A 25,273-nucleotide genomic window follows, 5' to 3' on the forward strand; every position below is an offset into this window, starting at 1 on the left:
GAATTCTCTGAGAAACCCCGGGGCGCCTCAGCCCTCCGCCAGGCCGAACAGCCGCGCCCCGTTGTCGTGGCACACCCCCCGCAGCCAGGCGTCGCCCAGGTCCAGCCGCTCCAGGGCGTGCAGCTGGTGCAGGTAGGGGTACGGAATGTTGGGAAAGTCCGAGCCGAGCAGGATCCGGTCGCCGAGGTCCGCGAGCCTGGGCAGCGCCCGGCGGGGAAAGGGCGCGAGGCGTTCGCTGAAGTCGGTGAAGGCCATGGTCGTGTCCAGCCGCACCTCGCCGTACCGCTCGGCGAGGTCGAGGAAGTCCTCGTACTCGGGCATCCCGAGGTGCGCGACGATCAGCCGCAGCCGGGGGTGCCGGGCCAGCACCCGGGCGATCGGCTCGGGCCCGGTGTGCTTGCCGGGCGCGGGCCCCGACCCGCAGTGGACGACGACCGGGACCCCCGCCTCCGCGAGCACGCCCCAGGCCGCGTCGAGCAGTTCGTCGGCCGGGTCGTACGCCCCCACCTGCACGTGCGCCTTGAAGACCCGCGCCCCCGACTCGACGGCCCGCCGGACGTACGCCTCGACGCCCGGCTCGGGGAAGAGGGTGGAGGTGTGCAGGCAGTCGGGTGTGCGGCGGGCGAAGTCCACCGCCCAGCCGTTCAGCCACTCGGCCATCCCGGCCTTGTGCGGGTACAGCATCGCCGTGAAGGCCCGCACGCCGAACTCCCGGAGCAGCGCCGCGCGTTCGTCCTCCTCCTGCCGGTAGGTGATCGGCCATTCGAATCCGCCGGTCAGCGGGCCGAGGCCGTCGAAGTAGGCCCAGACCTTGGCCAGCACCCGCTCGGGCATGAAGTGGGTGTGCACGTCGACCAGCCCGGGCAGCCCGAGCCCCTCCCAGAACCGCCGGACCTGCCCGGCCTCGTGATCACTCATGGGGCCACGATCGCGCCCGGCCCGCCCCCGGACAAGAGGGAGTGGGAAGGGGGGTGGGAGGGCTCTCAGAACAGCTCGTCCTGGACCCCGGCCGCCTCTCTGTACTCACGCACCGGCACGGCACAGGGCTCCCCGCCGGCCGACACCAGCTCCCACCCCGTCATCAGCCGGGTGTCGAGGACGACGACCCCGCGCTCCGTCGCCAGATGCAGATCCGGCCCGGCGGCCGCCACCAGCGCGCCCCCGATCGCCCCGCCCGCCACCAGCTCGGCCACCTCTCCCACGGCGGCCGGGCACCGGTCCGGACCCTCGATCCCGAAGACGCCCGCGTGGTCCACACCCCGGAACGGCTCCGGCGTCAGCGACTCCGGCCAGCCGCCGAGCGCCACCGCCCGCGCGTGCAGCTCCGCGATCTCGGCCGACCGCTCCGCCCCCGTCCCGGGCAGCGCGGCGCGCACCGCCCGCTTGTGCGCGTACGGAATCCGGTCCGGGACGCCCAGCGCCGCCCGCAGCAGCTCCTCGGTCCGCCGCGCGGCCATCAGGGGCCCGCGGCCCAGCCAGCTGAAGCAGACGGCGCCCTGCTCCAGCAGCCGGGCCGGGCCCCGCGCCTGCGCGGTGATCCCCACCTTGACCAGGCCGGGCCCGAACCAGGCCAGGTAGACGCGGTACGGCCGCGGGTCGTCCGCGATGGTGTCGGCGGCCACGGAGTGCGCCCGGTCCAGCCGCGCGCACTCCTCGCACCGCGCCCCCGTGCTCCGCCGCGGCACACCGGCGCGCACCGGGCACGCGTTCCCCCGCGCTCCCACGCATGTCCGGACACCCCCCTCGGCGACCGCGAAGGCCACCCGTCTCCCCCGGGCCAGGGCGCTGCTCCGCCCCCCGGCCCACGTCAGCACCGGGCCCTCGCCCGTCCAGCGCAGCCCCGCGCACTTCCATGCCTGTGCCATCACCGTCGAGACTAGAGGCCACCACTGACAACGGCGGAAGTACCGTATGGACATGGCAGACATCGACCCGCTGTGCCCCGAGCGCCTGGTCATGGAGCACGTCACCAGCCGCTGGGGCACGCTGGCCCTGATCGCGTTGCTGGAGCGCCCCTACCGTTTCAGCGAGCTGCGCCGCGAGATCGGCAGCGTCAGCGAGAAGATGCTGGCGCAGACCCTGCGCACCCTGGAGCGCGACGGCCTGGTCCACCGGGACGCCAAGCCGGTGATCCCGCCGCGCGTCGACTACTCCCTGACCGGCCTCGGGCGGGAGGCCGCCGAGCAGGTCAGGGACCTGGCGCTGTGGACGGAGCGGCGGATGGCGGCGGTCGAGCGGGCCCGCGAGGCGTACGACGCCGCGGGAGCCTGAACCACCACCGCCACCACCGCCTCCGGCGTCACTGCTGGAGGACCGCCTTCATGACGCTCTTGGCGATCGGAGCGCCGAGACCGCCACCGGAGATGTCCTCACGGGAGATGTCCATGTCGGTCGGGTCGATGAAGACGGCCACGGCGACGGAGGACCCGTCGTCCTTCTTGCCGTAGGAGACGAACCAGCCGTAGGGCACCTCGTCGTTGACGTTGACACCGCGCTGCGCGGTACCGGTCTTGCCGCCGACCGTGATCCCGTCGATCTGGGCGCGACGGGCGCTGCCCTCCTTGGCGGTGAACTCCATCATCTCCTGGACCTTCTGCGCGGTCTCGGCGGAGACGGCCTCGCTCATCACCTTGGGCTCGGTCTTCTCCAGCGTCCCGAGATCCGGTCCCTTGACCTCGTCGACGATGTACGGCTGCATCACCTTGCCGTCGTTGGCCAGCCCGGCGGTGACCATGGCCATCTGCATCGGCGTACTGGTCAGGCTGCCCTGGCCCATGCCGGTGAGCGCGGTGCCCGGCGCGTCGAGGTCCTCCGGGTAGAGGCTCTTGGAGGCGAGCAGGTCGCCGAACTCCTCGGAGTAGACGTTCTCGTTGAACCCGAACTTCTGCGCCGTCTCGCGCATCTTGTCCTGCCCCAGCTTGGCGGCGGCGTCCAGGAAGACGTTGTTGCAGGAGTACTGCATGGCGGTCTTCATCGAGGCCTTGTTGCAGACCGCGTCGCCGGCCTCGCTGCCGATCTTGTTGCTGGCCTGCGGCAGCTGGTACGGGGAGGCGGCGTCCGTGCGGGCGTCGACGTCCGAGACGATCCCGTGCTCCAGGGCGGCGGCCGCGGTGAGGATCTTGAAGGTCGAGCCGGGCGGGTAGGTCTCGCGCAGCGCGCGGTTGGCCAGCGGCTTGTTCTTCTGCTTGTCCAGCGCCACGAAGCGGTCGGACTCCTTGAAGGTGCTGCCCGCGAACTTCGACGGATCGTAGGAGGGCGCAGAGACCAGTGCCAGCACCTTCCCCGTCTGCGGGTCCAGCGCGACCACGGCGCCCCGGGCGCCCTTCAGGTCGGTCAGCCCGTCCCAGGCGGCCTTCTGCGCCTTCGGGTCGATGGTGGTGACCACCGAGCCGGCCCGCCGTCCCTCACCACTGACGACGTCGGCGAACCGCTGGAAGGCCAGCCGGTCGTCCTTGCCGGTGAGGATGCCGTCGTAGGTCTTCTCCAGCAGCGTCATGCCCTGGGCCTGCGACGCGTATCCCGTCACCGGGGCGTACATCGGCCCGTCGGCGTAGGTGCGCTTGAACTTGAGGTCGGTGCCCTTCACCTCGGCGGAGCCGGTGACGGCCCGGCCGCCGACGACGATGTCGCCGCGCGGGGTGGCGAACTGCTCGATCTGGACCCGTCGGTTCTTGTCGTCGGAGGCGAGCTCCGGGGCACGGACGTACTGCAGCCAGTTCGCCCGGATCAGCAGACCGAGCACCAGCAGCCCGCAGAAGATCGCCACGGCCCTCAGCGGCTTGTTCACCGGGTGCCTCCGTCGAGGCTCGGCCGGTCGGATATGAAGAAGATGCGTCCTCGCAACATGCGCACACCCTAGACACACTTGCGAAAGACGATCACGTCGACCGGAAAACACCGAAGGCCCGTCGGCGATTCGACGGGCCTTCGACAGATGTGCACTCGGCAGGATTCGAACCTGCAACCTTCTGATCCGTAGTCAGATGCTCTATCCGTTAAGCTACGAGTGCTTGTGTTCTTCAGTTTAACCGCCGCTCCCGGCCCTTCCGGCCCGCTCGCGGCGACAGGAAGAACATTACATGACTGCCGCCGCCATGTGAAATCCATTGGCCGCACCCGTTGTGAGCTGCGAAAACGTCCTTCAGGGCCGGGTGCCCGACCCCGGACGACAGCGAAGCCCCGGCCTGTGGGCCGGGGCTTCGGTGATCGGTGCGGAGGCGGAGGGATTTGAACCCTCGATGGGCTTTAAAACCCAAACCGCATTAGCAGTGCGGCGCCATAGACCGGACTAGGCGACGCCTCCAGACAACATCACCATCTCGCGGGCGAGCGCGAGTGGCGCGTGCCGATGATGACACAGTTGAGCGCGCTGTCACCAATCGACCCCTACGGTACTAGGCGCGCGGGCCGCAGGGCAAAGCCCTTCCGGCGCGGTCGGCGGGCCGCCGCGCAACGTCCGGCGCGCCCGCGCGTTGGGCAGGGCATGTTCCAGGTCTCCCGCATCCCCGCCGCCCGCCTCCTCGGCGCCGCCGCCCTGTCCTTCGCGTCCCTCGCCTCCCTCTCCGCCGCCGACCCGGCCGCGGCCGTCGGCGCCGATGCCGGTGCTGGTGCCCGTGCCGGTGTCCCGCACGGCGACCACCTGACCGTCACCGTGCGGAACGCCGGTCCGGCCGCCGACGGGACGTTCGAGCTGTACTGCCACCCGGCCGGCGGCAGCCACCCCGACCCGGCGGGCGCCTGTGCCGTGGCCGAGCGCGACACCCGCTGGGGCCAGGACACCTTCGCCCCGGTCCCGGAGAGCAGCATCTGCACCATGCAGTACGGCGGCCCGGCCACCGCGCACGTCACCGGCATCTGGGCCGGACGCCCCGTCGACGTGACGTACGACCGGCGCGACGGCTGCGAGATCTCCCGCTGGAACCGCATGGTGCCGCTGCTGCCCGAGGTGGGGGCGCCTGGACGGTCGTAAGGGGCGCGGAATTCGGTCGCGGGCGCCCGCCCGGCGGTCGCCGCTCACACGTTCTACGTCACTTCCTCGTGCGACCTCCGTCGCATCCCACGCCGCCCGCCGGGGCCCAACCCTTAGACTCCCTCGCGTGACACCCTGGGGGCCGGTTGGCAAGATGGCCCAGGCGGTCGGCAAGTGCGGTAACAGGAGGGAAGCGTCTCGTGAGCAGCAGGCCATCCCGAGGCACTGCTCGCCTCGCAGCCATACTGGACGCGCTGCCCGACGCGTTGGTACTGGTCAACGCCAACGGCACCGTGGTCAACGCGAACACCATCGCGCTGGAGGCGTTCGAGACTCCGGGCACCGCGCTGGTGGGCCGCGGACTGCTGGACCTGCTCCCGCAGTTCGACTCGCGGCTGATCCCCGGCTCCATGCGGCGGCCCGACCACGTCGACCCGCGGGCGCGGACCAAGCCGACCCGGATGGTCGCCCGGCGCACCGACGGCGCCGAGTTCCCCGTCGAGGTCACCAGCGCCAACCTGGAGACCGGCCAGCAGGCCTACGACACCTACGGCTACACCGGCGACGAACTGCTGATGCTCGTCGTCCGCGACCTCTCCGGCACCGTCGACACCGAGGCCGAGCTGGCCCGTTCGCAGCGCCAGACCGAGATGATCCTGCGGGCCGCCTCCGAGGGCGTCGTGGGCACGGACACCGACGGGCGGATCGTCCTCGTCAACCCGGCCGCCGCCCAGATACTGGGCTACCGGGCCGGCGAACTCGGCGGCCGTGAGCTGCACACCCTCGTCCTGCACTCGCGGGCCGACGGCTCGCCCTTCCCGTACGACGAGTCCCCGCTCGCCGACACCCTGCGCTCCGGGCGCAAGCACCGGGTGCGCGGGCAGGTGCTGTTCTCCAAGAACGGCGACCAGGTGTCCGTCGACCTGACGACGGCGCCCGTGCGGGACGGCGACCAGCTCGTCGGCGCCGTGATGACCTTCACCGACCGCCGCCCCCACGAGACTCTGGTCAAGGAGCACGAGGAGGCGGAGCAGCGGCACGCCGAGGAACTGGAGCGGCTCGCCGAGGAGCACGCCTCCGAGCTGACCGCGCTGCGCCGGCAGCACGAGGCCGAGCTGGCGGAGCTGCGCGAGAAGCACGCGGAGGAGACCGCCGCGGACGCCGACCGCTACGCCGCGCTCGGCGAGCGGGAGAAGGACCGGTACGAGGCGATCGCGGCCCGGCACGAGCAGTTGCTCACCCTTCTCGGCGGCTCCCTGCGCGGGCCGCTGGACGAACTGCGCCGGGAACTGGCCGCGCTGGCCTCGGACGACGCCGGGCAGCTGTGGCCCGAGGCCAACCAGGTGCTGCACCACCTGTCGGCCGGCTACTCCCGCATCACCACGCTCATCGACAACGTCCTCGGCTTCCAGCGCCTCGACGTCGGCAGCGAGCAGGTCGCCCGTACGAAGGTGATGCTCGACGCCGTCGTCGCCGCCGGTGTCGACGGGGCCGTGGAGCTGATCGGGCCCGGGCGGGTGCAGTTCGCCGTGCACGCGCCGCCCATCGAGGCCGAGGTCGACGTCCGGCTGCTGGCCACCGCGCTGGCCCACCTCGTCGCGGACGTCGCGGGTGTCGACGCCACCGGCAACTCGCCCGTGTCGGCGACGGGCGGCTACCTGGACAACACCGTCGTGGTCGCGGCGGCGCAGCGCGGCGCGGTCGTCCGCATCGAGGTGCGCGGGCCGTACGCCGGGGGAGACCCGGTGCACGAGCCGATCGTGCGCGGGATCGTGCGGGCGCACGGCGGCGTGCTCCAGACGCACGAGATGCCGGGCATGAGCGGCAGCGCGTACGTGCTGGAGGTGCCGATCGGAGGCGGGGCCGGGGCCGTGGCGGCCCAGGCGCCGGACGCGGATCCGGCGGCGGCACGGATTCCGGCGCAGGGCGGCGGGGGCGAGGGTGCCACGGGTGCGGACAGCGCGCTCGCCGTTCGCGAGCCTGCTGCCGGGGGCGGGCGGCGGCGCGCTCGACGGGCGGCGTCCTCCGTGGACGCGTTCCTGGAGAGCGAGGTCGCCGGCGGCGAGGAGCCCAGCGGCCCCGAGGGCGAGGGCACCGCACCGACCGGGCGGCGCAGGCGGCGCGCGGCCCAGACGCAGGAGCAGACCGGGCCGGAGCAGGCCGCGCGGGAGCAGGTCGGGCACGTCGCCCAGGTGCCGGGCGCCCAGTCCCCGGCCCAACTGCCGGTGCCCGCGCAGGCGGCGTCGGGTGACGGGTCCGGGTCCGGCGGTACCGGGCGTCGGCGCGGGCGGCCCGCAGAGACCGCGGGGACCGACGTCGCCGAGTTGCCGCCGGGAGCGCAGGCGGGGGTGTCCGAGGGCGCCGTCGTCATGGCCGGTGACCGGGGCGGGGCCGCGGCCTCCAACACCGGTCTGGGCGGGACCGTACCGCCGCAGGGCGTGCCCGCGCCCGCGGGAGGACGTGCCAGGCAGGACGGCGGTGAGCAGCAGGCGCTGCCCCCGGCGCTGCCCGCGCAGGCCGGCGAGTCGGACCCGGCGGACGCCGACCGGCCGACCGGCCGCCGACGGCGTGCCCTGGCCTCCGCGAACGAGCGGGCCGCCGCCCAGGAGGCGGCGCCGCGTCAGGTGTTCGCCCTGCCGCCCGCCGACGCGGACCGGCCCGCCGACGCAGCGACGGGGCAGGGACCGGCGCAAGGCCCGGCGCAGGGCGCTCCGGCGGCCGGTCACGTCGGGCAGGTCCAGGCACAGGACCGGGTCGCGGAGCACGCCCAGGCACACGCCACGCCACAGACGCAGGCGCAGACACAGACTCAGGTGCCCGGCCCGGCCGCCCCCGGTGACGCCCCGCTCGACGAGGGCCGCCACGACGCCGTACCGCACGACCAGGCCGAGGACCACACGCCGCCCCAGCCGCACCCGGCCGACGCACCCACCGGGCGCCGCCGTCGGGCCGGGGCCGCCCGTCCCGACGGCGAAGCGGCGCCGGTGCCGGCGCAGGGTGGCCCTGCGCAGGCCCAGCCGCCCGTGCCGGACGCCCCGGTGCCGCCGCAGCACCCCGCGGGTCAGGGCGTACCCGACGCCCCGTCCGCACCCGACGCCCCGCAGCCCTGGCCCGCGACCGCCGCGCCCCAGCCCGAGGGCGCCCCGGCAGCGGCCGACGGCGCCACCCCGACGCCCCCGCAGGGCGTCCCCGGCTCCACGCCGAGCCAGGGCACGCCGCTGCCGCCCGAGAACGCGCCGGCACCCCGCGCGGCGCAGCCCCTGCCCGCCGAGACGTCGGCGTCCGTCGACCCGAACTCGACCCAGGGACGGTCGATCAGCGTCCGGACGCTGGGCCAGGGCGTGCCGTTCAACCGGCAGGCGGTCCAGGTGCAGCAGCCGTCGGCCGCCCCCGCGCCGCAGCAGCCGGGGCGGCGCCGCAAGCTGGGTACGCCGCCCGACCCGCGCGCGGACCAGGCGGCGCGCCCGCACCCGGCGACCGAGCAGCCGACCGCCGCCACGCAGCCGAAGCAGCAGCCCCAGCCGCAGCCGCCGGGACAGGAACACGCCTCGCTGGGCGGCGGACAGCAGCGGCTCGCGCCGGTCACCGAGGGCGCCGGACGGTCGTACGCCATAGGAGCGCCGGACAAGGACGCCGCCGAGGGACCCGAGCCGCTGGACGGGCCCGGCGGAGCCGTGGAGGTGGCGGACTCGCCGCGTCCGCAGCCGATGGACGACGAGCTGCCGCCGGAGCCGCTGGACAACCCGCGCCGGCTGCTGGTGTGGCCCGCGCCGGACGTCTCCACGCAGCAGGCGCTCAGCGACCGCGGCTACCGGCCGGTGATCGTGCACTCGCGCGAGGAGGTCGACGCGCAGATCGCGGCGTTCCCGGCCGCGCTGTTCGTGGACCCGCTGACCGGGCCGATCACCCGTACCGCACTCCAGTCGCTGCGGCAGGCGGCGGTGGCCGCCGAGGTGCCGGTGCTGGTCACGGCCGGCCTCGGACAGGCCTCGCGGGACGCCGCCTACGGCGCCGACCCGGCCGTACTGCTGAAGGCGCTCGCGCCCCGGGACACCGAGCAGCACCCGCCGCGCGTGCTGCTGATCGAGGAGCACGCGGAGATCGCGCTGGCGCTGACCTCGACGCTGGAGCGGCGCGGGATGCAGGTGGCGCGCGCGGCGAGCGACGCCGACGCGGTGGCGCTGGCCGGGCAGTTCCGGCCCAACCTGGTCGTGATGGACCTGATGCAGGTGCAGCGGCGCCAGGAGGGCTCCGCCGGGATCGTCGGCTGGCTGCGCGCGAACGGGCAGCTCAACCGCACCCCGCTCGTCGTCTACACCGCCGCCGTCGACCAGGCCGACCTGCCGCGGCTGGCCTCGGGCGAGACGGTGCTGTTCCTGGCGGAGCGTTCCACCAGCGACGAGGTGCAGGGCCGGATCGTCGAGCTGCTCTCGCGGATCGGGACCAACTGACGCCGCGGTGCCCGGGCGCTACCGGTCGACGATCCGGCGCGCCGCCTCCTTGATCGACGCGCGCAGGCGGTCGGCGTCGGCGTCCGCGCCGCCCACCATGATGCGCTTCATCTGGGGCACGACGATCGCCCAGTTGGCCATCGCGACCAGCAGGAAGAGGAGATCGGGCGCCGGGATGGCGTCGGTGACCACGCCGCGTTCCTGGCCGTCCCGTACGGCGGCGACCTTGCGGACGTAGTGGGCCTGGCGTTCGGCCTCGTGGGGCAGCTCGGCCGTGCCGTACTCCATGCCCTCCCAGAAGAGCAGACGCAGCAGCTCGGGGTGGGCGGTGTGGTAGTCGAGCAGGCGGTCGATCCAGCCCTCGATGTCGTCGGGGTCGACGGGGACCGAGACCGCCAGGTCGAGCATCTTCTTCTCGAGGACGGACGCGAACAGCTCGTTCTTGTTGCCGTAGTAGGCGTAGATCAGCTGCTTGTTCGCCTTGGCCTCGGCCGCGATGCGGTCGATGCGCGCGCCGGCGATGCCGTGCCGGGCGAACTCGGTGACCGCCGCCGCGAAGATCCGGGCCTTGGTGGCCTCGGGGTCCCTTGCTCCCATGGGGACAGGGTATGCCGGGGGAAGCAGGTAACCAACTATTTGGTTGACAGAGTCCCGGGGGCGGGCGCAGACTCGGCCGCGTCAGTCCAACCAACCAGTTGGTTATTAGTGTGCGCTCGAAGGAGTCGCTCCGCTCATGCCGTCATCGCCGTCCCGAGCCGCAACACCGGCGGAAGCCGCGGCCGACACCGTGCCCGGCTCCGTGCCGGTGCCCGCGTCCGCGTCCGCGTCCGCGTCCGTATCCGAGTCCGCGTCCGCGTCCGCCGAGACCAAGCTGCCGACCCGGCCCGCCGGTGCCGCGTCCCGGCTCTTCCTCCCCCTGATCGCCCTCTGCACCGCCGTGACGGCCGCCAACATCTACCTGGCGGCGCCCCTGCTCCCCCTCATCGCCCACGACATGGGCTCGACGCCCTCGGGGGTGGCGTGGCTCGCCTCCGTCGCCCAGCTCGGGTACGCGGCCGGCCTGCTCTTCTTCGCCCCGCTCGGGGACAGCGTGAACCGGCGCCGCCTGGTCGCCGTCCTCGCGCTGGTCGCCACCGCCGCCCTGCTGGCCGGCGCCGCCTCGGCCGGGACCGGCGCGCTGGCGGCCGCCGTCCTGGTCGCCTCGGCCGCGACCGTCGTTCCGCAGCTCCTGGTCCCGCTGGTCGCCGAACGCGCCCCCGCCGACCGCCGGGCCCGTCATGTGGCGGCCGTCATCGCGGGCCTGTTCACCGGTGTGGTGGCGGCCCGCGTGCTCGGCGGACTGGCGGGACAGGCCTTCGGCTGGCGCGCGGTGTTCGTGGGCGCCGCCGTCCTGACCGCGGTCCTGGGCCTGGCGACCGCGTACATACTCCCGGCCGAGCGGCGGCGCCGGCAGGGCTCGCTGTTCGCGGGTCTGGCCGCGCTGCCCGGCGTACTGCGCCACTCGCCCGACCTGTGGCGCGCGTGCGTGCGCCAGGCGGGGATGTACGGCGCGTGGAGCGCCCTGTGGACCTCGCTGGCGCTGCTCCTCGCCGGGGACGACGGCTACGGCATGACGACCGCCGCGGCCGGGCTGTTCGGCCTGTTCGGGCTGGCGGCGAGCGTGGTCGCGCCGCTCGCGGGCGGCCTGGTCGACCGGTTCGGCGCCGCGAAGGTCGTACGGTCCGCGTATCTGCTCGCCGCCGTGTCCGTGCCGCTGTTCTGGCTGGGCGGGCAGGTGATGGCGGCCCTGTGCGCGGCGGCGGTCCTGGTGCACGCCGCGCTGGTCGCCTCCCACGTCGCCAACCAGACCATCGCCCTGACCACCACGTCCGCGCCGGCCACCGCCAACACGGCGTACGTCGTCTCCGGCTTCGCGGGCGGCGCCCTGTCCTCGGCCCTGGCGGGTCCGGCCTTCGGCCAGTGGGGCTGGGGCGGCGTCTGCGCGGTGGCGGGGGCGGGTCTTGTGGTGGGGTGGATGGGGACGGTCGTGCGGGGGAGGTGAGCGCGGCGGCCCGGGCGGCGCACGGCTGGCGACCCCGATGCCCGGGTGGTGGGCGCCGGGGTCGCCTTCGGGTCGATCCCAGGGTCGATCTCAGCGTGGCCCTCGGGATCGCCCTAGGGGCCCGCCCTCGGGATCGCTCTCAGGATCCGCCCTCGGGGTCGCCCGGCCTCTGCCTGACGGTCAGAGCCGCGTGACGTCCAGCCCACCCTCCGCGTACTGCCTGCGCAGCACCTTCTTGTCGAACTTGCCCACGCTCGTCTTCGGCACCGTCTCGATGACCGTCCACCGCTCCGGCAGCTGCCACTTGGCGATCTTGCCGTCCTCGGCGAGGAAGGCGCGCAGTTCCTCGAAGCCGACGCTCGCGCCCTCCTTGAGGACGACGGTGGCCAGCGGACGCTCGCCCCACTTGTCGTCCGGGACGGCGACCACCGCGGCCTCGGCGACGTCCGGGTGGGACATCAGGGCGTTCTCCAGCTCGACCGACGAGATCCACTCGCCGCCGGACTTGATGACGTCCTTGGCCCGGTCGGTCAGGGTCAGGAAGCCGTCGGGGGAGATGGTGCCGACGTCACCCGTCTTCAGCCAGCCGTCCTCGCTGAACTTGTCGTCGGGACGCAGCGGCTCGGTACCCGGCCCGTTGTAGTAGGCGCCGGCGATCCAGTTGCCGCGCACCTCCAGCTCACCGGCGGACTCGCCGTCCCAGGGCAGCCGTTCGCCGCCGGGACCGGTGAGGCGCGCCTCGACGCCGGCCGGGAAACGGCCCTGGGTGAGGCGGTACGCGAACTCCTCCGGCGTGCCGATCGCCTGGGCCGGCGGCCGGGCGATGGTGCCGAGCGGGGAGGTCTCCGTCATGCCCCAGGCGTGGCAGACCCGCATGCCGAGCGAGTCGAACGCCTCCATCAGGGACGGGGGACAGGCGGAGCCGCCGATGGTGACCTGCGTGAGGGAGGAGACGTCGCGGGGCTTGGCGGTCAGCTCCGCGAGCAGCCCCTGCCAGATGGTGGGGACGGCGGCGGCGTGCGTCGGCCGCTCGCCCTCGATCATCGCGGCGAGCGGGGCGGGCTGGAGGAAGCGGTCCGGCATCAGCATGTTCACGCCGGTCATGAAGGTGGCGTGCGGCAGTCCCCAGGCGTTGACGTGGAACTGCGGGACCACGACCAGCGAGGTGTCCTGGTCGGTCAGGCCCATCGACTGGGCCATGTTGACCTGCATGGAGTGCAGGTAGATGGAACGGTGGCTGTAGACCACGCCCTTGGGGTCACCGGTGGTGCCGGAGGTGTAGCACATGGCGGCGGCGGCCCGCTCGTCCAGCTCGGGCCAGTCGTACGTGGCCGGCTTCCCCGCGAGCAGGTCCTCGTACTCGTGCACCTGGGCCGACGCCCCCTCCAGCAGGGAGCGGTCGCCGGGGCCGGTGACGACGACGTGTTCGACCGTCTTCAGGTGCGGCAGCAGCGGCGCGAGCAGCGGCAGCAGCGAACCGTTGGCGATCACGACGCGGTCGGCGGCGTGGTTCACGATCCAGGCCAGCTGCTCGGGCGGGAGGCGGAGATTGAGGGTGTGGAGGACCGCGCCCATGGAGGGGATCGCGAAGTAGGCCTCGACATGCTCGGCGTTGTTCCAGGCCAGAGTCGCCACCCGCTCGTCGTCGCCGACCGCGAGGTCCTCGCGCAGGGCGTGCGCGAGCTGGGCGGCGCGGGCGCCGATCTCGGCGAAGGAGCGGCGGTGCGGCTCGTCCTCACCGGTCCAGGTGGTCACCTGCGAGCTGCCGTGGATCGTCGACCCGTGGGTCAGGATCCTCGAGATCAGCAGCGGTACGTCCTGCATCGTGCTCAGCACGGTGTCCTCCCGGGGCGACATTGCCTACGCGGCGGTAAGGGTTGCGCTGATTCTGCGCACATACCGCGCGGTATGTCACTACTCCCGGGTGATCGATCAGTACGGGTTCTCCGAGGAACATCCCCAGGGACACCCGGAGGGGTCACCCCCAAAGGCCCCGTTGGTTCTCATTTCCTGACAATCCCCAGCTCAGGATCCTCGCGGAGTTTGCCGAGCGCTCGGGAGACCGCCGACTTCACGGTGCCCACGGAAACGCCGAGCACTTCGGCCGTCTGGGCCTCGCTGAGGTCCTCGTAGTACCGGAGGACGACCATCGCACGCTGCCGCGCGGGCAGCTTCATGATCGCCCGCCACATCGCGTCGTGCAGCGCCTGCCGCTCCGCCGGATCGTCACCGGCCGGCAGGGGCTCCGGCTCGGGCAGCTCGTCGCAGGCGAACTCGTCGACCTTGCGCTTGCGCCACTGCGACGTCCGGGTGTTCAGCAGGGCCCGGCGCACGTAGCCGTCCAGGGCGCGGTGGTCCTCGATGCGTTCCCAGGCGACGTACGTCTTGGTGAGCGCGGTCTGCAGCAGGTCCTCCGCGTCGCTCGGGTTCGCGGTGAGCGACCGGGCGGTACGCAGCAGCACCGGCTGGCGTGCCTTCACGTACGACGAGAACGACGGGTACGGGAAGGTCTGCGCCCTTGCTGGCGCCGTGGCTGTGGCGGCTTCGGAAGCGCTGGTGCAGACGGGTGTGGTCATGGCTCCACGCTATGAGCGAGGGGGTGTCCGGCGGATCGGCCGCAGGTCCCGAAGCAGAGTCCGCCTCAGGTTGTAGGGGTGGTGCCAGGTGCACCTCCTGTAGGTGGACGAGAGGAGGAGGGACACTGCGGGTTCCCCCTTGGGGGCTTCCCCGCGGGCGGCCCCGGGCCCCCGCGGCCGCCCGCACCCGCCCCGGGCCGCTGACGACCGGAAACGCCTGGGCGGCGGCACCGAAGCACCACCGCCCAGACGCACTGCGACCCCTTGAAGCACACCCGCGAGCGATCGAGGGCCGGCGCGGCAGCGCTCCCGCGCCGGCACCTCAGCTCACCACCACAGCGGGGAGAAGGTGACGGCCACGTTCTCGTTGCCCTGCTGGATGGCCGTGAACGCGGAGCCGTCGACCTGCGCGGTGTTGCTCTGGTTCGAGGCCCCCGAGCCGACGGCCTGCTGCTGGGTGGTGGACGAGTTGCCGTTGTTGTTGCCGCCGACGCCGCTGCCGAGGATGCCGGCGTTGGCGCTGGCGGCGGTCGCGCTCGATCCGTCGTCCGCGAAGGCGCCGTTGTCCGCCGCCGCCACGCCACCGAGGAGCGCGGCTGCGAGCGGAAGGGCGGCGACGGCGGCGACGACACGGGCGGTACGGATGCTTGCCATGTTTGTTCCTCCAGGACTGAAGCTGCGTGACCCTGCGTGAAGCTGCGTGAAGCACTCTGAACTTCGGCTGTTGCCAAGGCAGTTGGCCGACCGCCCCGACGTTGTGCACGACGTCGCGTGATCAGAGTTGCCCACCGAATCCCCGGCGAACCACCCCGGAAGCCCCGATTCGCCCTCAAGCGTGAGGACAAGTCGATAAACCCCTTTGACCGCCTTCGCCGCTCACCTCGGGGCGGTACGGACACTCCCACCCCAAGCACGACAACGGCTGAAGCGTTCCGCCACATCCACGAACTCCATCCCCTCCCCCGGCGCGTCACCCTCCCTTGCCCTTCCCTTTCTCGAACATACGTACGAACATGGATCCATGGCCACCACCGACCGGAAGGCCACGACGCTGGCCCTCGCACACGCCCTGTCCGCCGCGGAACGCGGACTGGCGGTCATCCCCCTGTCCCGGACGAAGCTCCCGGCCCTGCGCTCCCCGCACCGCGCCGGCGCACCGGCGGAACCGCTCTCCTGCCACGGCGAGTGCGGCCGCTTCGGCCACGGTGTCCACGACGCCTCGACCGACCCGGTCCGCATCCGCGAGCTCTTCGCCGCCGCCCCCTGGGCCACGGGCTACGGCATCGCCTGCGGCCTGCCCCCGCACCACCTCGTCGGCGTCGACCTGGACACGAAGTCGGAGACGGACTCCTCGGCCGCCCTGCGGGAACTGGCCCTGCGCCACCTGTTCACGATCCCGCCCACGGTCGTCGTCCTGACCCCCAGCGGCGGCCGCCACCTCTGGCTCACCGGCCCGCCCGACTCCGTGGTCCCCAACTCCGCCGGCCGCCTCGCTCCGGGCATCGACATCCGAGGCGCGGGCGGCTACCTGGTCGGCCCCGGCTCCCGCACCCGCCACGGCGTCTACACCACCGCCCCCGGCACGACCCACCTGCCCCCGGCCCCCTGCCCACCCGCCCTGCTCCGCCTCTTACTCCCCCCACCCCGCCCCCACCACCCCGTCCCCGGCACGCCCGGCACCCCCGACGGCCGGGGCCTCATCCACTTCGTCCTCGCCGCGCACGAGGGCCGGCGCAACACCCGCCTCTTCTGGGCGGCCTGCCGCGCCTACGAGAACGGCATCGGCCCGGCCCTCCTCGGCCCCCTCCTGGAAGCCGCGCAGGCCACCGGCCTGACGGAACGCGAGGCCCGCACGACCATCGCCTCGGCGGCCCGCATGACCGGCCACCGCCCCTGACCCACTCGGCACGAGAACCGAAAGACCCCCATGCACAACCGCCCCAGAGTGCCGACCGCGTCACTGACCCGGGTCGCCCTGTCCTCCGGCCGCACCGTCGACCTGGCCGAACTGCACCTCACCCCGACCTACGGCACCCTGCTGGACGCCTACCCGTGCCGCCCCGTCAACGACCTGCGCATCAAGACCCTCCTCCACACCGCCGAGCGCATGTCCCCCACCACGCCGGTGCACCTGATCCCCCCACCCCGCGAATACCCCGACCACTACGCGGGCCCCCACGGCCCCGTCGAGTTCCTCCCCCTCGTCGCCTGCACGGCCCGCCTCTCCTCCCCACCCCTGAGCCCCACCAACGACCCCCTCCTCTACCACTCCACCCTCACCGTCCTCTGGTTCCAGCCCACCCCGCACATCCCCAACCCCCACGACACGACCGAGGCGTTACGGGACCTGGACTGGGCCGGCCTGGCCCGGGATCACGAGGTGTGAGACTGACGGCATGCGGTGGGGGAACTGGATACGTGGCAGACGGGCGCCGGTCGTCGTCGCGGCGGGGTGCCTGGGCGTGGCACTGGCAGCAGGCTGCTCCCTAGCCGGACAGATCAGGGACGCCCGACGGATCGACGCCTCTCCCGTACGGATCAGCGGAGTCGTCGACAGCGTGGTGCAGGTCAAAGGCGGGGCCGATGTCCGCGTGTCCTACCGCGTCGACGGCCGCCGCTTCGCCACAGAAGACCTGCCGGTGGGACAGACCACGCACCCCACGCCGGGTGCCGCAGTGTGCCTCGAGGCCGCCGCCACGGCCTCACAAACCGTGCGGCTGTGCGGCCAGAAGTACCCGAACGGCGACGACATGATCCCAGCAAAGGGACTGCTGGCCGTGGCGGGCATTGCGGGTACATCGATGGCCACGGGCTGGTTCGTGGTGCTTGGCCGACAGCGGAAGCACGCCGACCGCCAGATCGAACACCGGTGCTCGAACGGATGCGCCCATGATGACGGCCCCTGACCGTAAAGCCTGGTCGGGGGCCGTAATCACTGCGGTGGGTGTGGGATTTGAACCCACGGTGACATCGCTGCCACGACGGTTTTCAAGACCTTTCGGGGGTCGGGCGCCGTACCCGCTCCCGTGCAGGTCAGGCGAGCGAAACCGGCCCGTCTCGGTCGCCGCCCTGCTTGCCGTGCCCTCTACGTGCCCCATGGCCCGGGGCTGTGCCCGCTGAGCCAGGGCGTCCCGCGGAGCATTCAATGCACCAGCGAGGCTCGAATGCGATCGATGGCCCGCAGAACCTCGACGCGGTTCTTGGCGCTTTTGATCCACGTCGGCAGTCTGGCAACGACCGTCATCTTCCGCCCACGCGAGTCCCACGAAGGACGTTCGCGCAACGGCGCCTGAACGAACTGCCTGATCAGGTTCAGATGCTCCGGGTTGTAAGCCCACACCCGGCCGTGACGCGTCTCCGCCTGCAACCACAACGGCAGACCGTAGTACGGATCTACCGCCTCCCCCGTGCCTCGAAAGAGGCTCAGACCGCCAGAGGCATGACGGGTCAGACCGCAGGCCCGGCAGACGAGGCGTCGCGGCGCGAACAGCGAGGGGCTCGCTTCCCCAGCGATTGCGGCCGGAGCTACGTGCGCGATGCCGGCGCACTTCGGGCAGCGCACGAGCACGTGATCAACGAAGTCGTACTTCGTATGCCTGGAGTCCCGGAACCGCTGCGACGAGAGCATGACGGCAGTATGCGCCGCGTCCTGGCCGTTGCGGTGATGGAGGAGGCGCACACGGTGAAAGCCTCCGACCGATCTTGCTGGTCAGAGGCTTTCAAGCACTGCGAAGGCAGCGGAACGGGCCCGACGCTCAGGCTCGCACAAGCTCCCCGGCGGTGCCGTCATCATCGTCGTCAGTCCCGGTGAGCCAGGAGTCAGCCGCCTCGGCCACCTGATCGTCCCGACCGGCGACCGGCCGGGCGTAGTGCCGGGTGGTGACGCTCGCGTTCGAGTGCCCGAGCCGATGCGCTGCGGTCATGACGCCGTACCGGTCAGCAACCCACGTGCCGTGCGAGGCACGCAGATCATGCGGAGTGACGTCGTTCAGGCCAGCTGCCGAGACGGCGGGGTCGAAGTACGCCTTGCGCCACTGGTTGTAGCGCAGGGGCTTGCCGCCGGGAGTCGTGAAGAGGAGCGCGTCATCCCCGCCGGGCAGAGTCTCCAGGTGCCGGCCGAGCCGCCTGGCGAGGGACGGGCCCACGCGGAGCAGTCGCTTCTGATGCGACTTCGGAGTGTCGAAGACCAGGGCGCCGTTCGCCTCGGCCAGATTCTCGTCGACCAGGACGAAGCCCCCGGACACGTCGATGTCCACGCGCCGCAAGGCGAACGCCTCCCCCACACGCAGACCCGCGTACGCGAGGAGCGCGATCAGCAGGTCATGCGGCTTGGTCGCGCCCTTGACGATCCGCGACGCTTCCAGCGGCGTGAGGATGTGCGGCTCCGTCTGTGGCATCCGAGGCAGCCTCACGCCCCTACATGGTGTCTGCGGGATCATGTCGTTGTCGACGGCAGAGCGCATGATCTGCGACAGCACCCGATACGCCTGCCGGATACGCGAGGCGCTGAGCCCCTTGGTCCGCATCGCACCGACCCACTCGGTGACCGTGATGGGCCGAAGGCTGGAGAGTTCGCGGTCACCGAGTGCCGGATTGATCAGCGAGTTGATCAGCGATCGGTACGACGCCTGAGTCTTGTGCTTGAGCTGAGGCGACACGGCTGCGAGCCAGCGAGCCGCCCAGTCGCGAACAGTCGTCTGTCCCTCGGCCGGGTCGAGCCAGCGCCCCTCTTCGATCTCAATGCGCTTCCGCATGAGCCAGCGGTCAGCGTCCGTAGTCGTGGCGAACGTCCGGTCCGCAGGGCGCAGCACACCATCAGGCCCCGGATAGCGAGCTTGGAACCGGCCGGACGGCAGCTTGCGGACACGGCCGAAGCCCCGACGGGACTTGCGCTTGCCAGCCATCAGGCAGCCCTCCGGAGTCCCGTGGGCCGCAGGAGGATCGGTTCCACGGTGTTGGCGCTCACGTACGCCTCTACGGCGGTTTCAGGGATACGGACGTGCCGGCCGACCTTCACGAAGGTGATGCGGCGCTCCTCGATGAGGCGTCGAGGAAAGCGGACCCCCGTACCAAGGCGTTCGGCGACCTGGCCCACGGTGAGAAGCCGGTCCACAGTCACCACTCCCCCTCGTCTGCGGCCAGTCCGGCCAACGCGTCGCGGGCAGTTTCACGATTGGTCTGGAGCCCGCGCGCAATGGTGTTGGCGAGGACGGATTCACCCGGGCTGTGGCCGTGTCCGGCGTACTGCCAATCGGTGAGGACGAGGACGGTGTCCGGCTCACGCGCGGCGTGTTCCTGGGCGGCTCGGTAGTCGGCGCGTGTCTGGCGGAGGGCGCCGAGGGTGGTGGAGTAGCGGCGGGACTTGGAGGAGAAGTGGCCGCGGAAGCCGAGCATGTGAGCCCAGGCCCAAAGGCGCCGGTCCGGGTAGAGGCGGTCCAGGTCCCGGCATGCGGTGATGAGTCGGCGGGTGTGGTCCGGGACCTGGTGGCGGTCGAGTTCGGAGAGTTCGCCGATGCGGCGGTCAAGCGTGCCGGTGTTCTCGGCGGCTTTGGTGGAGTACTTGGCGACGTAGGAGGCGACGGCCTGTTCGGTGATGTCGGAGCCGTCACCGAAGGCCTTGACCGGGCGGACGTCGAGCTGTGTGCCCCAACGGAAGAACCGGGCCGGTTGGTCCCCGGCGGCCGGGACGGAGACGGACGTGTAGGAGTGCGCCGCAGCAGCGTGGATGGCGTCGGCGAGGAGGTCGACCGTTGCCCAGGCAGGCGGGGGCGTTCCTGGTCCGTCCGGTCCGTCGAGCCGGATCACCGCGTGGAAGTGCAGGGCGCCGCGCTTCTGGAACTCGGCGACCTTGCCGTATGAGACGCGGAGGCGGTCGGCGAGTTCTCGGCGAGTGAGGCCGGCGCGGGCGGCGAGTTCGCGGCGCAGGCGGGTGGTGAAGCGCTGCCAGAGCTGCCCTGCGTGATTGTTGAACAGGACGGCGCCCGCGTAGTCGTACGTGGTGGGGTCGAGGGCGGTGCCCAGTTCCGGGCCGTCCGGGGCGTGCTGGGTGCCGCAGCGGCAGGTGCCGTGGTCGGGCCGGTTGTGGACCGGGCCGAAGGAGGGGGCCGTGAGCGTGGCGAACACGCGCGGGTGATCCCGGACCGTGCTGGGGATGTCGCGGCGGTCGTCTCCGGCCAGGCCCGCGCGGATGAGGTGGTAGGTGTCGCCCGCGTAGGTCCAGGCGCAGGAGGGGCAGCGGGAGGCGCGGCGGTTGCCGCAGGCGAGGCGGAGGCGTCCGCCGGGCTCCACGGCGGTCGTGTAGTGGTGCAGGGTTTCGCCGGTGGTCTTGTCTTTGTGGAGGGTCCAGCCGGTGAGGTGGATGGGGTCGGAGCAGCCGCCGGTGCGGCGGATCTGGTCTTCCCAGCGGGTGTAGTCGGGGGCGGAGGCGACGCGGAGGAGGTCGCCGAGGGTGGTCGGGTCGAGCAGCGGGGCATGCGCGGTCGGGGCGCGGTGCGCCATGCTGGGTGCTTCCTTCCGGTTGTGAGATCGGTTGGGGACGGCGCCCGGGTGGCGGATGCTTGGCGGTATCGAGGCCGCCCGGGGGCCGGTCAGCGTCGCTTGGCGTCGGCGTGGACGAGGGAGCGGATCACCAGGGCGCAGACGGCGACCGAGGCGCCGGTGATGGCGACGGCCAGGAGCAGCGAGACGAGGACGGCGCCGACGACCAGGACGACGGCCGTTCCGCCGCCGACGAGGGCGAGGGCGGTGCCGGGGGTGAGCTGCACCGTGGGCCGGGACGGTGCCGGAGCGACCGGAGCAGGAGGCGGAACCTGCGCACTCGGTACGACGGCGGTCGGCTCCACGACTACGGGCGGCGTGAGGTGGCCGGCGGGCGTGGGGTTGGTCGGGATCTTCGGGCGGAGCATCGGGGTTCTCCCTTCGGGTCGTGCTACTTGACGAAGCCGTTGACGACGGGGGCCAGCACGCTGTCGGCGATGAGGAAGCCGCCGAGGAGCAGTACGGCGATGAGCCACCAGGGCGGGCGGATGAGCTTGACGCCGAGGTAGCCGACGGCCAGGAGCGCGAGCCAGAGCGGGACGTCCATCGGGGGCCTCCTAGCTGACGCGGCAGCGGTGGGTGCGGGCGGCGAGCTGTGCGGCGGACTGGCTGGAGTAGTCGGCGGACCAGCCGCAGCGGTCGTTGGTGCACACGGCGGCGTGTTTGATCTGGCCTCGCCGGTCGCGGTGGGTGCCGATCTGCACGGGGCCGATCCGCATGACGGAGTGGAAGAAGTCGCGGGCAGGCATGTCAGCCGGTCTCCTCTCGGGTGACGGTCGGGTCAGGTGAGTTGGGCGGCGATGGCATCGGCGAGATGCGGTGGGACGCCGAGGCGGGCGCGGAGGGTGTCGGTGTCGATCGGGGCGCCGGTGCGGGCGTGGTGGTCGTCGGCGACTTTGCGAGCGTGGTCCACGAGCGCGGCCGGGACCGGCACAGCCGTGGGCAGAGCAGGGGCTTCCTCGACCCTTGGGACGACGGGGGGTTCAGGCGCCGGGCCCGGCTCAGCGGCAGCCGTTTCGGGCGCGGGGTCCGGAGCCGGAACGGAGGGTGCCGGCGGAGCCGGGGAGGGGTCCGCGGGCGAGTGGGCGAGGAGGGTGCCGCCCATGAAGGCCAGGGCAGGCCAGGCCGCGACGAGGATGCGCAGCCAGGCCGGGACGTCGCCGAGGTCGAGCAGCCCGGCGGTAGCCACGTTGGCACCGAGTGAGGCGACCAGGGCGATGAGGAACCAGCACCAGGCCAGCCGGGACGGCCCATCGGCACGCAGCCGTCGCCAGGCGGCGACCAGGAGCAGATCGACCGAGACGGGATAGGCCCAGGCTTTCCAGCCGGTCTGTCCGGCAGCGGCGGCGAGGTCGTGGAGGTGGGCGAAGGACAGCGCCCCGGCGATGACGGCCTGGACAAGTACGGCGTCGATACGGAGAGCGGGGCGGGCCATCACGGCTCCTTCCTGTCATCAGGCATGGCGGGGGTAGGGACCTGGCGCGAAGGACGGTCGCGCCGACCGTGGGAGGGGAAGGAGTCAGGCGGTGGCGGGCGCTGTCTTGGACAGCGGCACGCGGGCCGAGGGCAGCGGAGCAACCGCGGGCCGGAAGGGCGCGAGGGCGGGCAGCTCGGGGGTGCGATCGGCGTGCTTGTTGCAGACGTTCACGGCCTGGCGCAGCGTGGTGTGCGGGGCGCGGATGCGGTGCCAGCCGCCGGTGGAGTCCCCGGCGATGGCGATGCCGCGTGTCTCGGCGGGAGTCTGGATGGCGGCGAGGACGGCGTCCGGGGCGATGTCGCCGAAGGCCATGTTCGCGGACGTCTCGTCGTTGACGCGGTGGGCGGTGCGGCCGGTGAGCTGGGCGCGGAGCATGGTGATGCCCTTGCCGAGTTCGGAGCCGAAGCGCTGCCCGCAGATCTCCAGGTAGACGCCGGCCGCGCGGCCGAGCTGGGCGAGACGGACCAGGGCGGTGACGATCCGGTCCCGGCGCTTCTCTTCCTCTTTGCTGGCGAAGAGCGCGAGTTCGGCGACCTCGTCGACCAGGACGACGACCGGCACCGGCCGCAGGTCCTCGGGCAGATCCCAGATGTCTGCGGCGATCTCCGCATCCGGCACGGCAACGCTGATCCGCTGCTCGGCGCGGATGAGCTGATACACGTCCTGCATGTGGGACACCAGCGCCTCCAGCAGTTCCAGCGCGGTGTCGGGGTTGTCGGCGAGCGCGGAGAACCGGCGGGCCAGCGGGAACAGCTCGACCCCTTGCTTGCAGTCGATGCCGACCAGCGCGACATAGTGCGGGGCGAGCCCGGCGACGAGGTTGCGTTGATAGACGGACTTGCCAGACTCCGTGGCGCCGAGGGTCAGACCGTGCGGGACGGCGCGGTAGTCGCGGTAGTGCACCGAGCCGTCCTCCCGCAGCGCGACCGGGACACACATCGGCCGGGTGTCGGTCTTGGCCGGCATCTGCACCCGCTTGAGCACGTCGTAGCCGGTCATCCGGATCTCGACCACACCGGAGCGCAGCTCACGGGAGGTGACGCCGTACATCCCGAAGGAGTGGCGCAGCCGGTCCGAGGCGGCGGCGACGTCGAAGGCGTCCTGTCCCGGGCGGAGTTTGAGCCGGAGGACCAGGCCGGTGTGGGTGGGCCGCAGCCGCAGGATGCGCGGCGCGCGGGACTCCGGCGCCGGGCGGTTGGCCATCCGGGCCAGCATGAGGCGCCAGCGCGAGGGCGGGACCGTCAGCCCGCAGGCCTCCATGACGGAGGCGTAGCGAACCAGGACGCGCACGACAGCGAAGGTGACCCCGAAGGTCATCCAGTACCAGGCGGGACGCCGCCACCGCAGGAGACCCGCAGCGGCGACGACCACCAGCAGTAAGACCGTCGGCCACGTCATGGCTCAGGCCGCCTTCGAGCCCGTGCCCGTGGTGGCCAGCGAGGTGACGGCGACCGCGCGGAAGGCGATGCCGTGCCGCTTCTGGCCGTTGAACTCGTTCTCCCACGGCCGGGCGACCAGCCCCGTGAGCGCGGCCGGGGTGCCCATGGTCAGGTCACCGGAGATGCCGGTCTCCGGGACGGTGACGGAAAGGATCTCGACTTCGTCGTTGGCCGCGAACATCACGTCCACGGTCATCAGCTTCGCGCCGGTGTCGGCGTCGGTGGCGATCTCTCCGGTACGGCGGTCACGCACCTTGGGCTGCGGGGTCTTGGCGACCATCACGGTCGCGGCGGAGGTGTCGACGGGGATCTGACGCACAGCAGAACACTCCTCTACAGATGCTGAACTCCGTCACTCATGTATATGAGTGACATGAAGAAGAGTGCATCACTCCTGTACATGAGTCAACCCGCTGCGGCATCGAAGTCACGACGGGTTGCGAGAAGTTGAGCGAGCGTCAGTCGGCGCCCGGGATCCGGTACTCGAAAACGAACTGGTCAGCGGCCATGAGCGTGTCGCAGACCTCCACCACGACCCCGGCCGTCGTACGGGCCTCCCGGACCAGATGAACCACCGGCGCACCCGGACTCAGCGCCAGTTCGGAAGCTTCAGCCTTCGAGGCCGGCCGCGCTTGCAGCGTCTCGACGAACTCCGCGAACTCATGCCCGTGGTCTTCGAGTCGGGCGTAGATGCCACCGCCGCCGGGGTTCTCGGCGAACAGCTCGGGGATGTCCTTGACGACGTCCCACGGGAGGTAGGAGGAGGCAGTCTCGACCGGGGTGCCGTTGCGGAAGTAGAGGCGCCGCCGGGCGAGCACCTGAGTGCCGGCGGAGACGCCGAGCCGTTGGGCGGCATCCGCGGGGGCTTCCATGGGCCCGATGTAGAGGACGCTCACCTTGGCCGTGGCACCGGACTGCGCGGACTCCGCGAGGTACGCGGCCTTGCCGCCCTGGCGGAGCGAGCGCCGGAAGCGATCGGAGGAACGGTGCCGCACCGGCGGCCGGTCCTTCACGATCGAGCCCTTGCCGTGCCGGGTCTCGACGAGCCCGCTCGCCCGCACCTCGACCATGGCCTTGCGGATCGTGCCCCCGGACACGCCGTAGCGGTCCACCAGCTCCGATTCACTCGGCACCATGTCACCGGGCTTGAGCACACCCGCCCGGATCTGCCGCACGATCTCGTCCGCGATCTGCACGTACCGAGGCCCGGACCTGCCCCCCTCTACCGCAGTTCCCATAGTCCTTCTCTGCCTCCTATGCTCCTGTACATGAGTCAACCACAGGAAGCAACGTCGCCGCCCCTGCACTCCGTATCCGTAGCCGGAGTCGTCGTGCGCGAAGACGGCCGCCTCCTGGCGATCCGACGAGCCGACAACGGCACCTGGGAACTCCCCGGCGGCGTACTCGAACTCAACGAGACCCCAGAGGCCGGCGTAGCCCGCGAAGTCTGGGAAGAGACCGGCATCCACGTCGAGGTCGACGAACTCACCGGCGTCTACAAGAACACCACCCGAGGCATCGTCGCCCTGGTCTTCCGCTGCAAGCCCTCCGGCGGCACCGAACGCACCTCCAGCGAGTCAACAGCCGTCTCCTGGCTCACACCCGACGAGGTCAGCGACCGCATGGCCGAGGTCTACGCGATCAGACTCCTGGACGCCCTAGACGGGGCTGGCCCCCACGTACGAAGCCACGACGGCAAGCACCTCATCCCAGCGGGATAAGACTTTCCCTACTTCATCAAGGCCCGCGCACGGCGCGGGCGCGCGCCGCCTCTACGGCGCGG

26 protein-coding genes and 2 tRNA genes are annotated in these 25,273 nt (G+C 72.1%); 8 read left to right on the forward strand and 20 right to left on the reverse strand.

What is annotated here, in order from left to right:
* Nucleotides 1-27: 27 nt before the first annotated feature.
* Complete coding sequence (locus tag ACZ67M_RS20720) at nt 28-918, reverse strand: amidohydrolase family protein (protein WP_361356559.1); 891 nt, start codon at nt 916-918, stop codon at nt 28-30.
* Between the two features lie 65 nt (nt 919-983).
* Nucleotides 984-1,865, reverse strand: a complete 882-nt coding sequence (locus tag ACZ67M_RS20725; protein WP_469852119.1) for a DUF2797 domain-containing protein — start codon at nt 1,863-1,865, stop codon at nt 984-986.
* Nucleotides 1,866-1,911: 46 nt separating this feature from the next.
* Here ACZ67M_RS20725 and ACZ67M_RS20730 point away from each other — a divergent pair, with 46 nt between their 5' ends.
* Complete coding sequence (locus tag ACZ67M_RS20730; RefSeq protein WP_125494988.1) at nt 1,912-2,271, forward strand: winged helix-turn-helix transcriptional regulator; 360 nt, start codon at nt 1,912-1,914, stop codon at nt 2,269-2,271.
* Nucleotides 2,272-2,299: 28 nt separating this feature from the next.
* Here ACZ67M_RS20730 and ACZ67M_RS20735 read toward each other — a convergent pair whose 3' ends face one another.
* From ACZ67M_RS20735 to ACZ67M_RS20745, 3 genes are all read right to left on the reverse strand, one after another.
* On the reverse strand, nt 2,300-3,787 hold the full coding sequence (locus ACZ67M_RS20735; protein ID WP_361356563.1) for a peptidoglycan D,D-transpeptidase FtsI family protein: 1,488 nt from the start codon (nt 3,785-3,787) through the stop codon (nt 2,300-2,302).
* A 150-nt stretch (nt 3,788-3,937) separates the two neighbouring features.
* A tRNA-Arg gene (locus ACZ67M_RS20740) sits at nt 3,938-4,010 on the reverse strand.
* Nucleotides 4,011-4,212: 202 nt separating this feature from the next.
* A tRNA-Ser gene (locus ACZ67M_RS20745) sits at nt 4,213-4,303 on the reverse strand.
* 180 nt (nt 4,304-4,483) lie between these two features.
* Here ACZ67M_RS20745 and ACZ67M_RS20750 point away from each other — a divergent pair.
* Together ACZ67M_RS20750 and ACZ67M_RS20755 are read left to right on the forward strand one after the other, a co-directional pair.
* Nucleotides 4,484-4,969 (forward strand): SSI family serine proteinase inhibitor, encoded by a 486-nt coding sequence (locus ACZ67M_RS20750; RefSeq protein WP_469852121.1) that lies wholly within the window; start codon nt 4,484-4,486, stop codon nt 4,967-4,969.
* A 200-nt stretch (nt 4,970-5,169) separates the two neighbouring features.
* Nucleotides 5,170-9,420, forward strand: coding sequence for a PAS domain-containing protein (locus tag ACZ67M_RS20755; RefSeq protein WP_469852123.1), 4,251 nt, complete (start codon nt 5,170-5,172; stop codon nt 9,418-9,420).
* A gap of 18 nt (nt 9,421-9,438) precedes the next feature.
* On the opposite strand, the gene ACZ67M_RS20760 is transcribed toward ACZ67M_RS20755, so the two are convergent.
* Nucleotides 9,439-10,017: a TetR/AcrR family transcriptional regulator gene (locus ACZ67M_RS20760; protein WP_361356569.1), complete on the reverse strand. Its 579-nt coding sequence runs from the start codon at nt 10,015-10,017 to the stop codon at nt 9,439-9,441.
* Nucleotides 10,018-10,153: 136 nt separating this feature from the next.
* On the opposite strand from ACZ67M_RS20760, the gene ACZ67M_RS20765 reads away from it, so the two are divergent.
* Nucleotides 10,154-11,461, forward strand: coding sequence for an MFS transporter (locus ACZ67M_RS20765; RefSeq protein ID WP_469852125.1), 1,308 nt, complete (start codon nt 10,154-10,156; stop codon nt 11,459-11,461).
* A 180-nt stretch (nt 11,462-11,641) separates the two neighbouring features.
* On the opposite strand, the gene ACZ67M_RS20770 is transcribed toward ACZ67M_RS20765, so the two are convergent.
* From ACZ67M_RS20770 to ACZ67M_RS20780, 3 genes are all read right to left on the reverse strand, one after another.
* The gene (locus ACZ67M_RS20770; RefSeq protein WP_392011045.1) at nt 11,642-13,318 is read right to left on the reverse strand and encodes a long-chain fatty acid--CoA ligase; all 1,677 of its coding nucleotides are present in this window, start codon (nt 13,316-13,318) and stop codon (nt 11,642-11,644) included.
* A 146-nt stretch (nt 13,319-13,464) separates the two neighbouring features.
* Nucleotides 13,465-14,037, reverse strand: coding sequence for a SigE family RNA polymerase sigma factor (locus ACZ67M_RS20775; protein ID WP_361356575.1), 573 nt, complete (start codon nt 14,035-14,037; stop codon nt 13,465-13,467).
* Between the two features lie 327 nt (nt 14,038-14,364).
* Nucleotides 14,365-14,691, reverse strand: coding sequence for a hypothetical protein (locus ACZ67M_RS20780; protein WP_125495747.1), 327 nt, complete (start codon nt 14,689-14,691; stop codon nt 14,365-14,367).
* A gap of 367 nt (nt 14,692-15,058) precedes the next feature.
* Here ACZ67M_RS20780 and ACZ67M_RS20785 point away from each other — a divergent pair, with 367 nt between their 5' ends.
* The 3 genes from ACZ67M_RS20785 (at nt 15,059) to ACZ67M_RS20795 (ending at nt 16,943) form a co-directional block, all read left to right on the forward strand.
* Nucleotides 15,059-15,934 (forward strand): bifunctional DNA primase/polymerase, encoded by an 876-nt coding sequence (locus ACZ67M_RS20785; RefSeq protein WP_469852128.1) that lies wholly within the window; start codon nt 15,059-15,061, stop codon nt 15,932-15,934.
* Between the two features lie 30 nt (nt 15,935-15,964).
* Complete coding sequence (locus ACZ67M_RS20790) at nt 15,965-16,423, forward strand: hypothetical protein (protein ID WP_392011051.1); 459 nt, start codon at nt 15,965-15,967, stop codon at nt 16,421-16,423.
* Nucleotides 16,424-16,499: 76 nt separating this feature from the next.
* A complete protein-coding gene (locus ACZ67M_RS20795; protein ID WP_469852130.1) occupies nt 16,500-16,943 on the forward strand; it encodes a hypothetical protein in 444 nt (147 codons plus the stop codon).
* A 236-nt stretch (nt 16,944-17,179) separates the two neighbouring features.
* On the opposite strand, the gene ACZ67M_RS20800 is transcribed toward ACZ67M_RS20795, so the two are convergent.
* From ACZ67M_RS20800 to ACZ67M_RS20850, 11 genes are all read right to left on the reverse strand, one after another.
* Nucleotides 17,180-17,665: a hypothetical protein gene (locus ACZ67M_RS20800; RefSeq protein ID WP_469852132.1), complete on the reverse strand. Its 486-nt coding sequence runs from the start codon at nt 17,663-17,665 to the stop codon at nt 17,180-17,182.
* A 127-nt stretch (nt 17,666-17,792) separates the two neighbouring features.
* Nucleotides 17,793-18,941 (reverse strand): tyrosine-type recombinase/integrase, encoded by a 1,149-nt coding sequence (locus ACZ67M_RS20805; protein WP_469852134.1) that lies wholly within the window; start codon nt 18,939-18,941, stop codon nt 17,793-17,795.
* Entirely contained in the window at nt 18,941-19,159 is a 219-nt protein-coding gene (locus ACZ67M_RS20810) for a helix-turn-helix domain-containing protein (RefSeq protein WP_466326118.1), read from the reverse strand. The genes ACZ67M_RS20805 and ACZ67M_RS20810 overlap by 1 nt, the downstream gene beginning before the upstream one ends.
* Nucleotides 19,153-20,535: a replication initiator protein RepSA gene (repSA, locus tag ACZ67M_RS20815; protein WP_469852136.1), complete on the reverse strand. Its 1,383-nt coding sequence runs from the start codon at nt 20,533-20,535 to the stop codon at nt 19,153-19,155. Before repSA ends, ACZ67M_RS20810 begins: the two co-directional genes overlap by 7 nt.
* Nucleotides 20,536-20,624: 89 nt before the next feature.
* Nucleotides 20,625-20,942: a SpdD-like protein gene (locus ACZ67M_RS20820; RefSeq protein WP_469852138.1), complete on the reverse strand. Its 318-nt coding sequence runs from the start codon at nt 20,940-20,942 to the stop codon at nt 20,625-20,627.
* 23 nt (nt 20,943-20,965) lie between these two features.
* Nucleotides 20,966-21,121: a hypothetical protein gene (locus tag ACZ67M_RS20825; protein ID WP_003950175.1), complete on the reverse strand. Its 156-nt coding sequence runs from the start codon at nt 21,119-21,121 to the stop codon at nt 20,966-20,968.
* A 10-nt stretch (nt 21,122-21,131) separates the two neighbouring features.
* Nucleotides 21,132-21,323 carry a mobile element transfer protein gene (locus tag ACZ67M_RS20830; protein WP_216724658.1) on the reverse strand — a complete coding sequence of 64 codons (192 nt, stop codon included), beginning with the start codon at nt 21,321-21,323 and terminating at the stop codon, nt 21,132-21,134.
* 32 nt (nt 21,324-21,355) lie between these two features.
* The gene (locus ACZ67M_RS20835; RefSeq protein WP_469852140.1) at nt 21,356-22,009 is read right to left on the reverse strand and encodes a DUF2637 domain-containing protein; all 654 of its coding nucleotides are present in this window, start codon (nt 22,007-22,009) and stop codon (nt 21,356-21,358) included.
* An 84-nt stretch (nt 22,010-22,093) separates the two neighbouring features.
* Nucleotides 22,094-23,449 (reverse strand): FtsK/SpoIIIE domain-containing protein, encoded by a 1,356-nt coding sequence (locus tag ACZ67M_RS20840; protein ID WP_469852142.1) that lies wholly within the window; start codon nt 23,447-23,449, stop codon nt 22,094-22,096.
* Nucleotides 23,450-23,452: 3 nt separating this feature from the next.
* Nucleotides 23,453-23,809 (reverse strand): SCO3933 family regulatory protein, encoded by a 357-nt coding sequence (locus ACZ67M_RS20845; RefSeq protein WP_355571121.1) that lies wholly within the window; start codon nt 23,807-23,809, stop codon nt 23,453-23,455.
* Between the two features lie 139 nt (nt 23,810-23,948).
* Entirely contained in the window at nt 23,949-24,728 is a 780-nt protein-coding gene (locus ACZ67M_RS20850) for a GntR family transcriptional regulator (RefSeq protein ID WP_469852144.1), read from the reverse strand.
* Nucleotides 24,729-24,746: 18 nt separating this feature from the next.
* Between ACZ67M_RS20850 and ACZ67M_RS20855 the strand changes: the two genes are divergently transcribed.
* Nucleotides 24,747-25,211 (forward strand): NUDIX hydrolase, encoded by a 465-nt coding sequence (locus tag ACZ67M_RS20855; RefSeq protein WP_263240237.1) that lies wholly within the window; start codon nt 24,747-24,749, stop codon nt 25,209-25,211.
* The last annotated feature ends 62 nt before the right edge of the window (nt 25,212-25,273 follow it).

It is taken from the genome of Streptomyces sp. NPDC107500, from assembly GCF_055582785.1.

What these genes read in the sequence shown, in the direction of transcription:
- ACZ67M_RS20720 (WP_361356559.1), bottom strand. Translation starts at nt 918, where the DNA reads ATGAGTGATCACGAGGCCGGGCAGGTCCGGCGGTTCTGGGAGGGGCTC.
- ACZ67M_RS20725 (WP_469852119.1), bottom strand. Translation starts at nt 1,865, where the DNA reads ATGGCACAGGCATGGAAGTGCGCGGGGCTGCGCTGGACGGGCGAGGGC.
- ACZ67M_RS20730 (WP_125494988.1), top strand. Translation starts at nt 1,912, where the DNA reads ATGGACATGGCAGACATCGACCCGCTGTGCCCCGAGCGCCTGGTCATG.
- ACZ67M_RS20750 (WP_469852121.1), top strand. Translation starts at nt 4,484, where the DNA reads ATGTTCCAGGTCTCCCGCATCCCCGCCGCCCGCCTCCTCGGCGCCGCC.
- ACZ67M_RS20760 (WP_361356569.1), bottom strand. Translation starts at nt 10,017, where the DNA reads ATGGGAGCAAGGGACCCCGAGGCCACCAAGGCCCGGATCTTCGCGGCG.
- ACZ67M_RS20765 (WP_469852125.1), top strand. Translation starts at nt 10,154, where the DNA reads ATGCCGTCATCGCCGTCCCGAGCCGCAACACCGGCGGAAGCCGCGGCC.
- ACZ67M_RS20770 (WP_392011045.1), bottom strand. Translation starts at nt 13,318, where the DNA reads ATGTCGCCCCGGGAGGACACCGTGCTGAGCACGATGCAGGACGTACCG.
- ACZ67M_RS20775 (WP_361356575.1), bottom strand. Translation starts at nt 14,037, where the DNA reads ATGACCACACCCGTCTGCACCAGCGCTTCCGAAGCCGCCACAGCCACG.
- ACZ67M_RS20780 (WP_125495747.1), bottom strand. Translation starts at nt 14,691, where the DNA reads ATGGCAAGCATCCGTACCGCCCGTGTCGTCGCCGCCGTCGCCGCCCTT.
- ACZ67M_RS20785 (WP_469852128.1), top strand. Translation starts at nt 15,059, where the DNA reads ATGGCCACCACCGACCGGAAGGCCACGACGCTGGCCCTCGCACACGCC.
- ACZ67M_RS20790 (WP_392011051.1), top strand. Translation starts at nt 15,965, where the DNA reads ATGCACAACCGCCCCAGAGTGCCGACCGCGTCACTGACCCGGGTCGCC.
- ACZ67M_RS20800 (WP_469852132.1), bottom strand. Translation starts at nt 17,665, where the DNA reads ATGCTCTCGTCGCAGCGGTTCCGGGACTCCAGGCATACGAAGTACGAC.
- ACZ67M_RS20805 (WP_469852134.1), bottom strand. Translation starts at nt 18,941, where the DNA reads ATGGCTGGCAAGCGCAAGTCCCGTCGGGGCTTCGGCCGTGTCCGCAAG.
- repSA (WP_469852136.1), bottom strand. Translation starts at nt 20,535, where the DNA reads ATGGCGCACCGCGCCCCGACCGCGCATGCCCCGCTGCTCGACCCGACC.
- ACZ67M_RS20820 (WP_469852138.1), bottom strand. Translation starts at nt 20,942, where the DNA reads ATGCTCCGCCCGAAGATCCCGACCAACCCCACGCCCGCCGGCCACCTC.
- ACZ67M_RS20825 (WP_003950175.1), bottom strand. Translation starts at nt 21,121, where the DNA reads ATGGACGTCCCGCTCTGGCTCGCGCTCCTGGCCGTCGGCTACCTCGGC.
- ACZ67M_RS20830 (WP_216724658.1), bottom strand. Translation starts at nt 21,323, where the DNA reads ATGCCTGCCCGCGACTTCTTCCACTCCGTCATGCGGATCGGCCCCGTG.
- ACZ67M_RS20835 (WP_469852140.1), bottom strand. Translation starts at nt 22,009, where the DNA reads ATGGCCCGCCCCGCTCTCCGTATCGACGCCGTACTTGTCCAGGCCGTC.
- ACZ67M_RS20840 (WP_469852142.1), bottom strand. Translation starts at nt 23,449, where the DNA reads ATGACGTGGCCGACGGTCTTACTGCTGGTGGTCGTCGCCGCTGCGGGT.
- ACZ67M_RS20850 (WP_469852144.1), bottom strand. Translation starts at nt 24,728, where the DNA reads ATGGGAACTGCGGTAGAGGGGGGCAGGTCCGGGCCTCGGTACGTGCAG.
- ACZ67M_RS20855 (WP_263240237.1), top strand. Translation starts at nt 24,747, where the DNA reads ATGCTCCTGTACATGAGTCAACCACAGGAAGCAACGTCGCCGCCCCTG.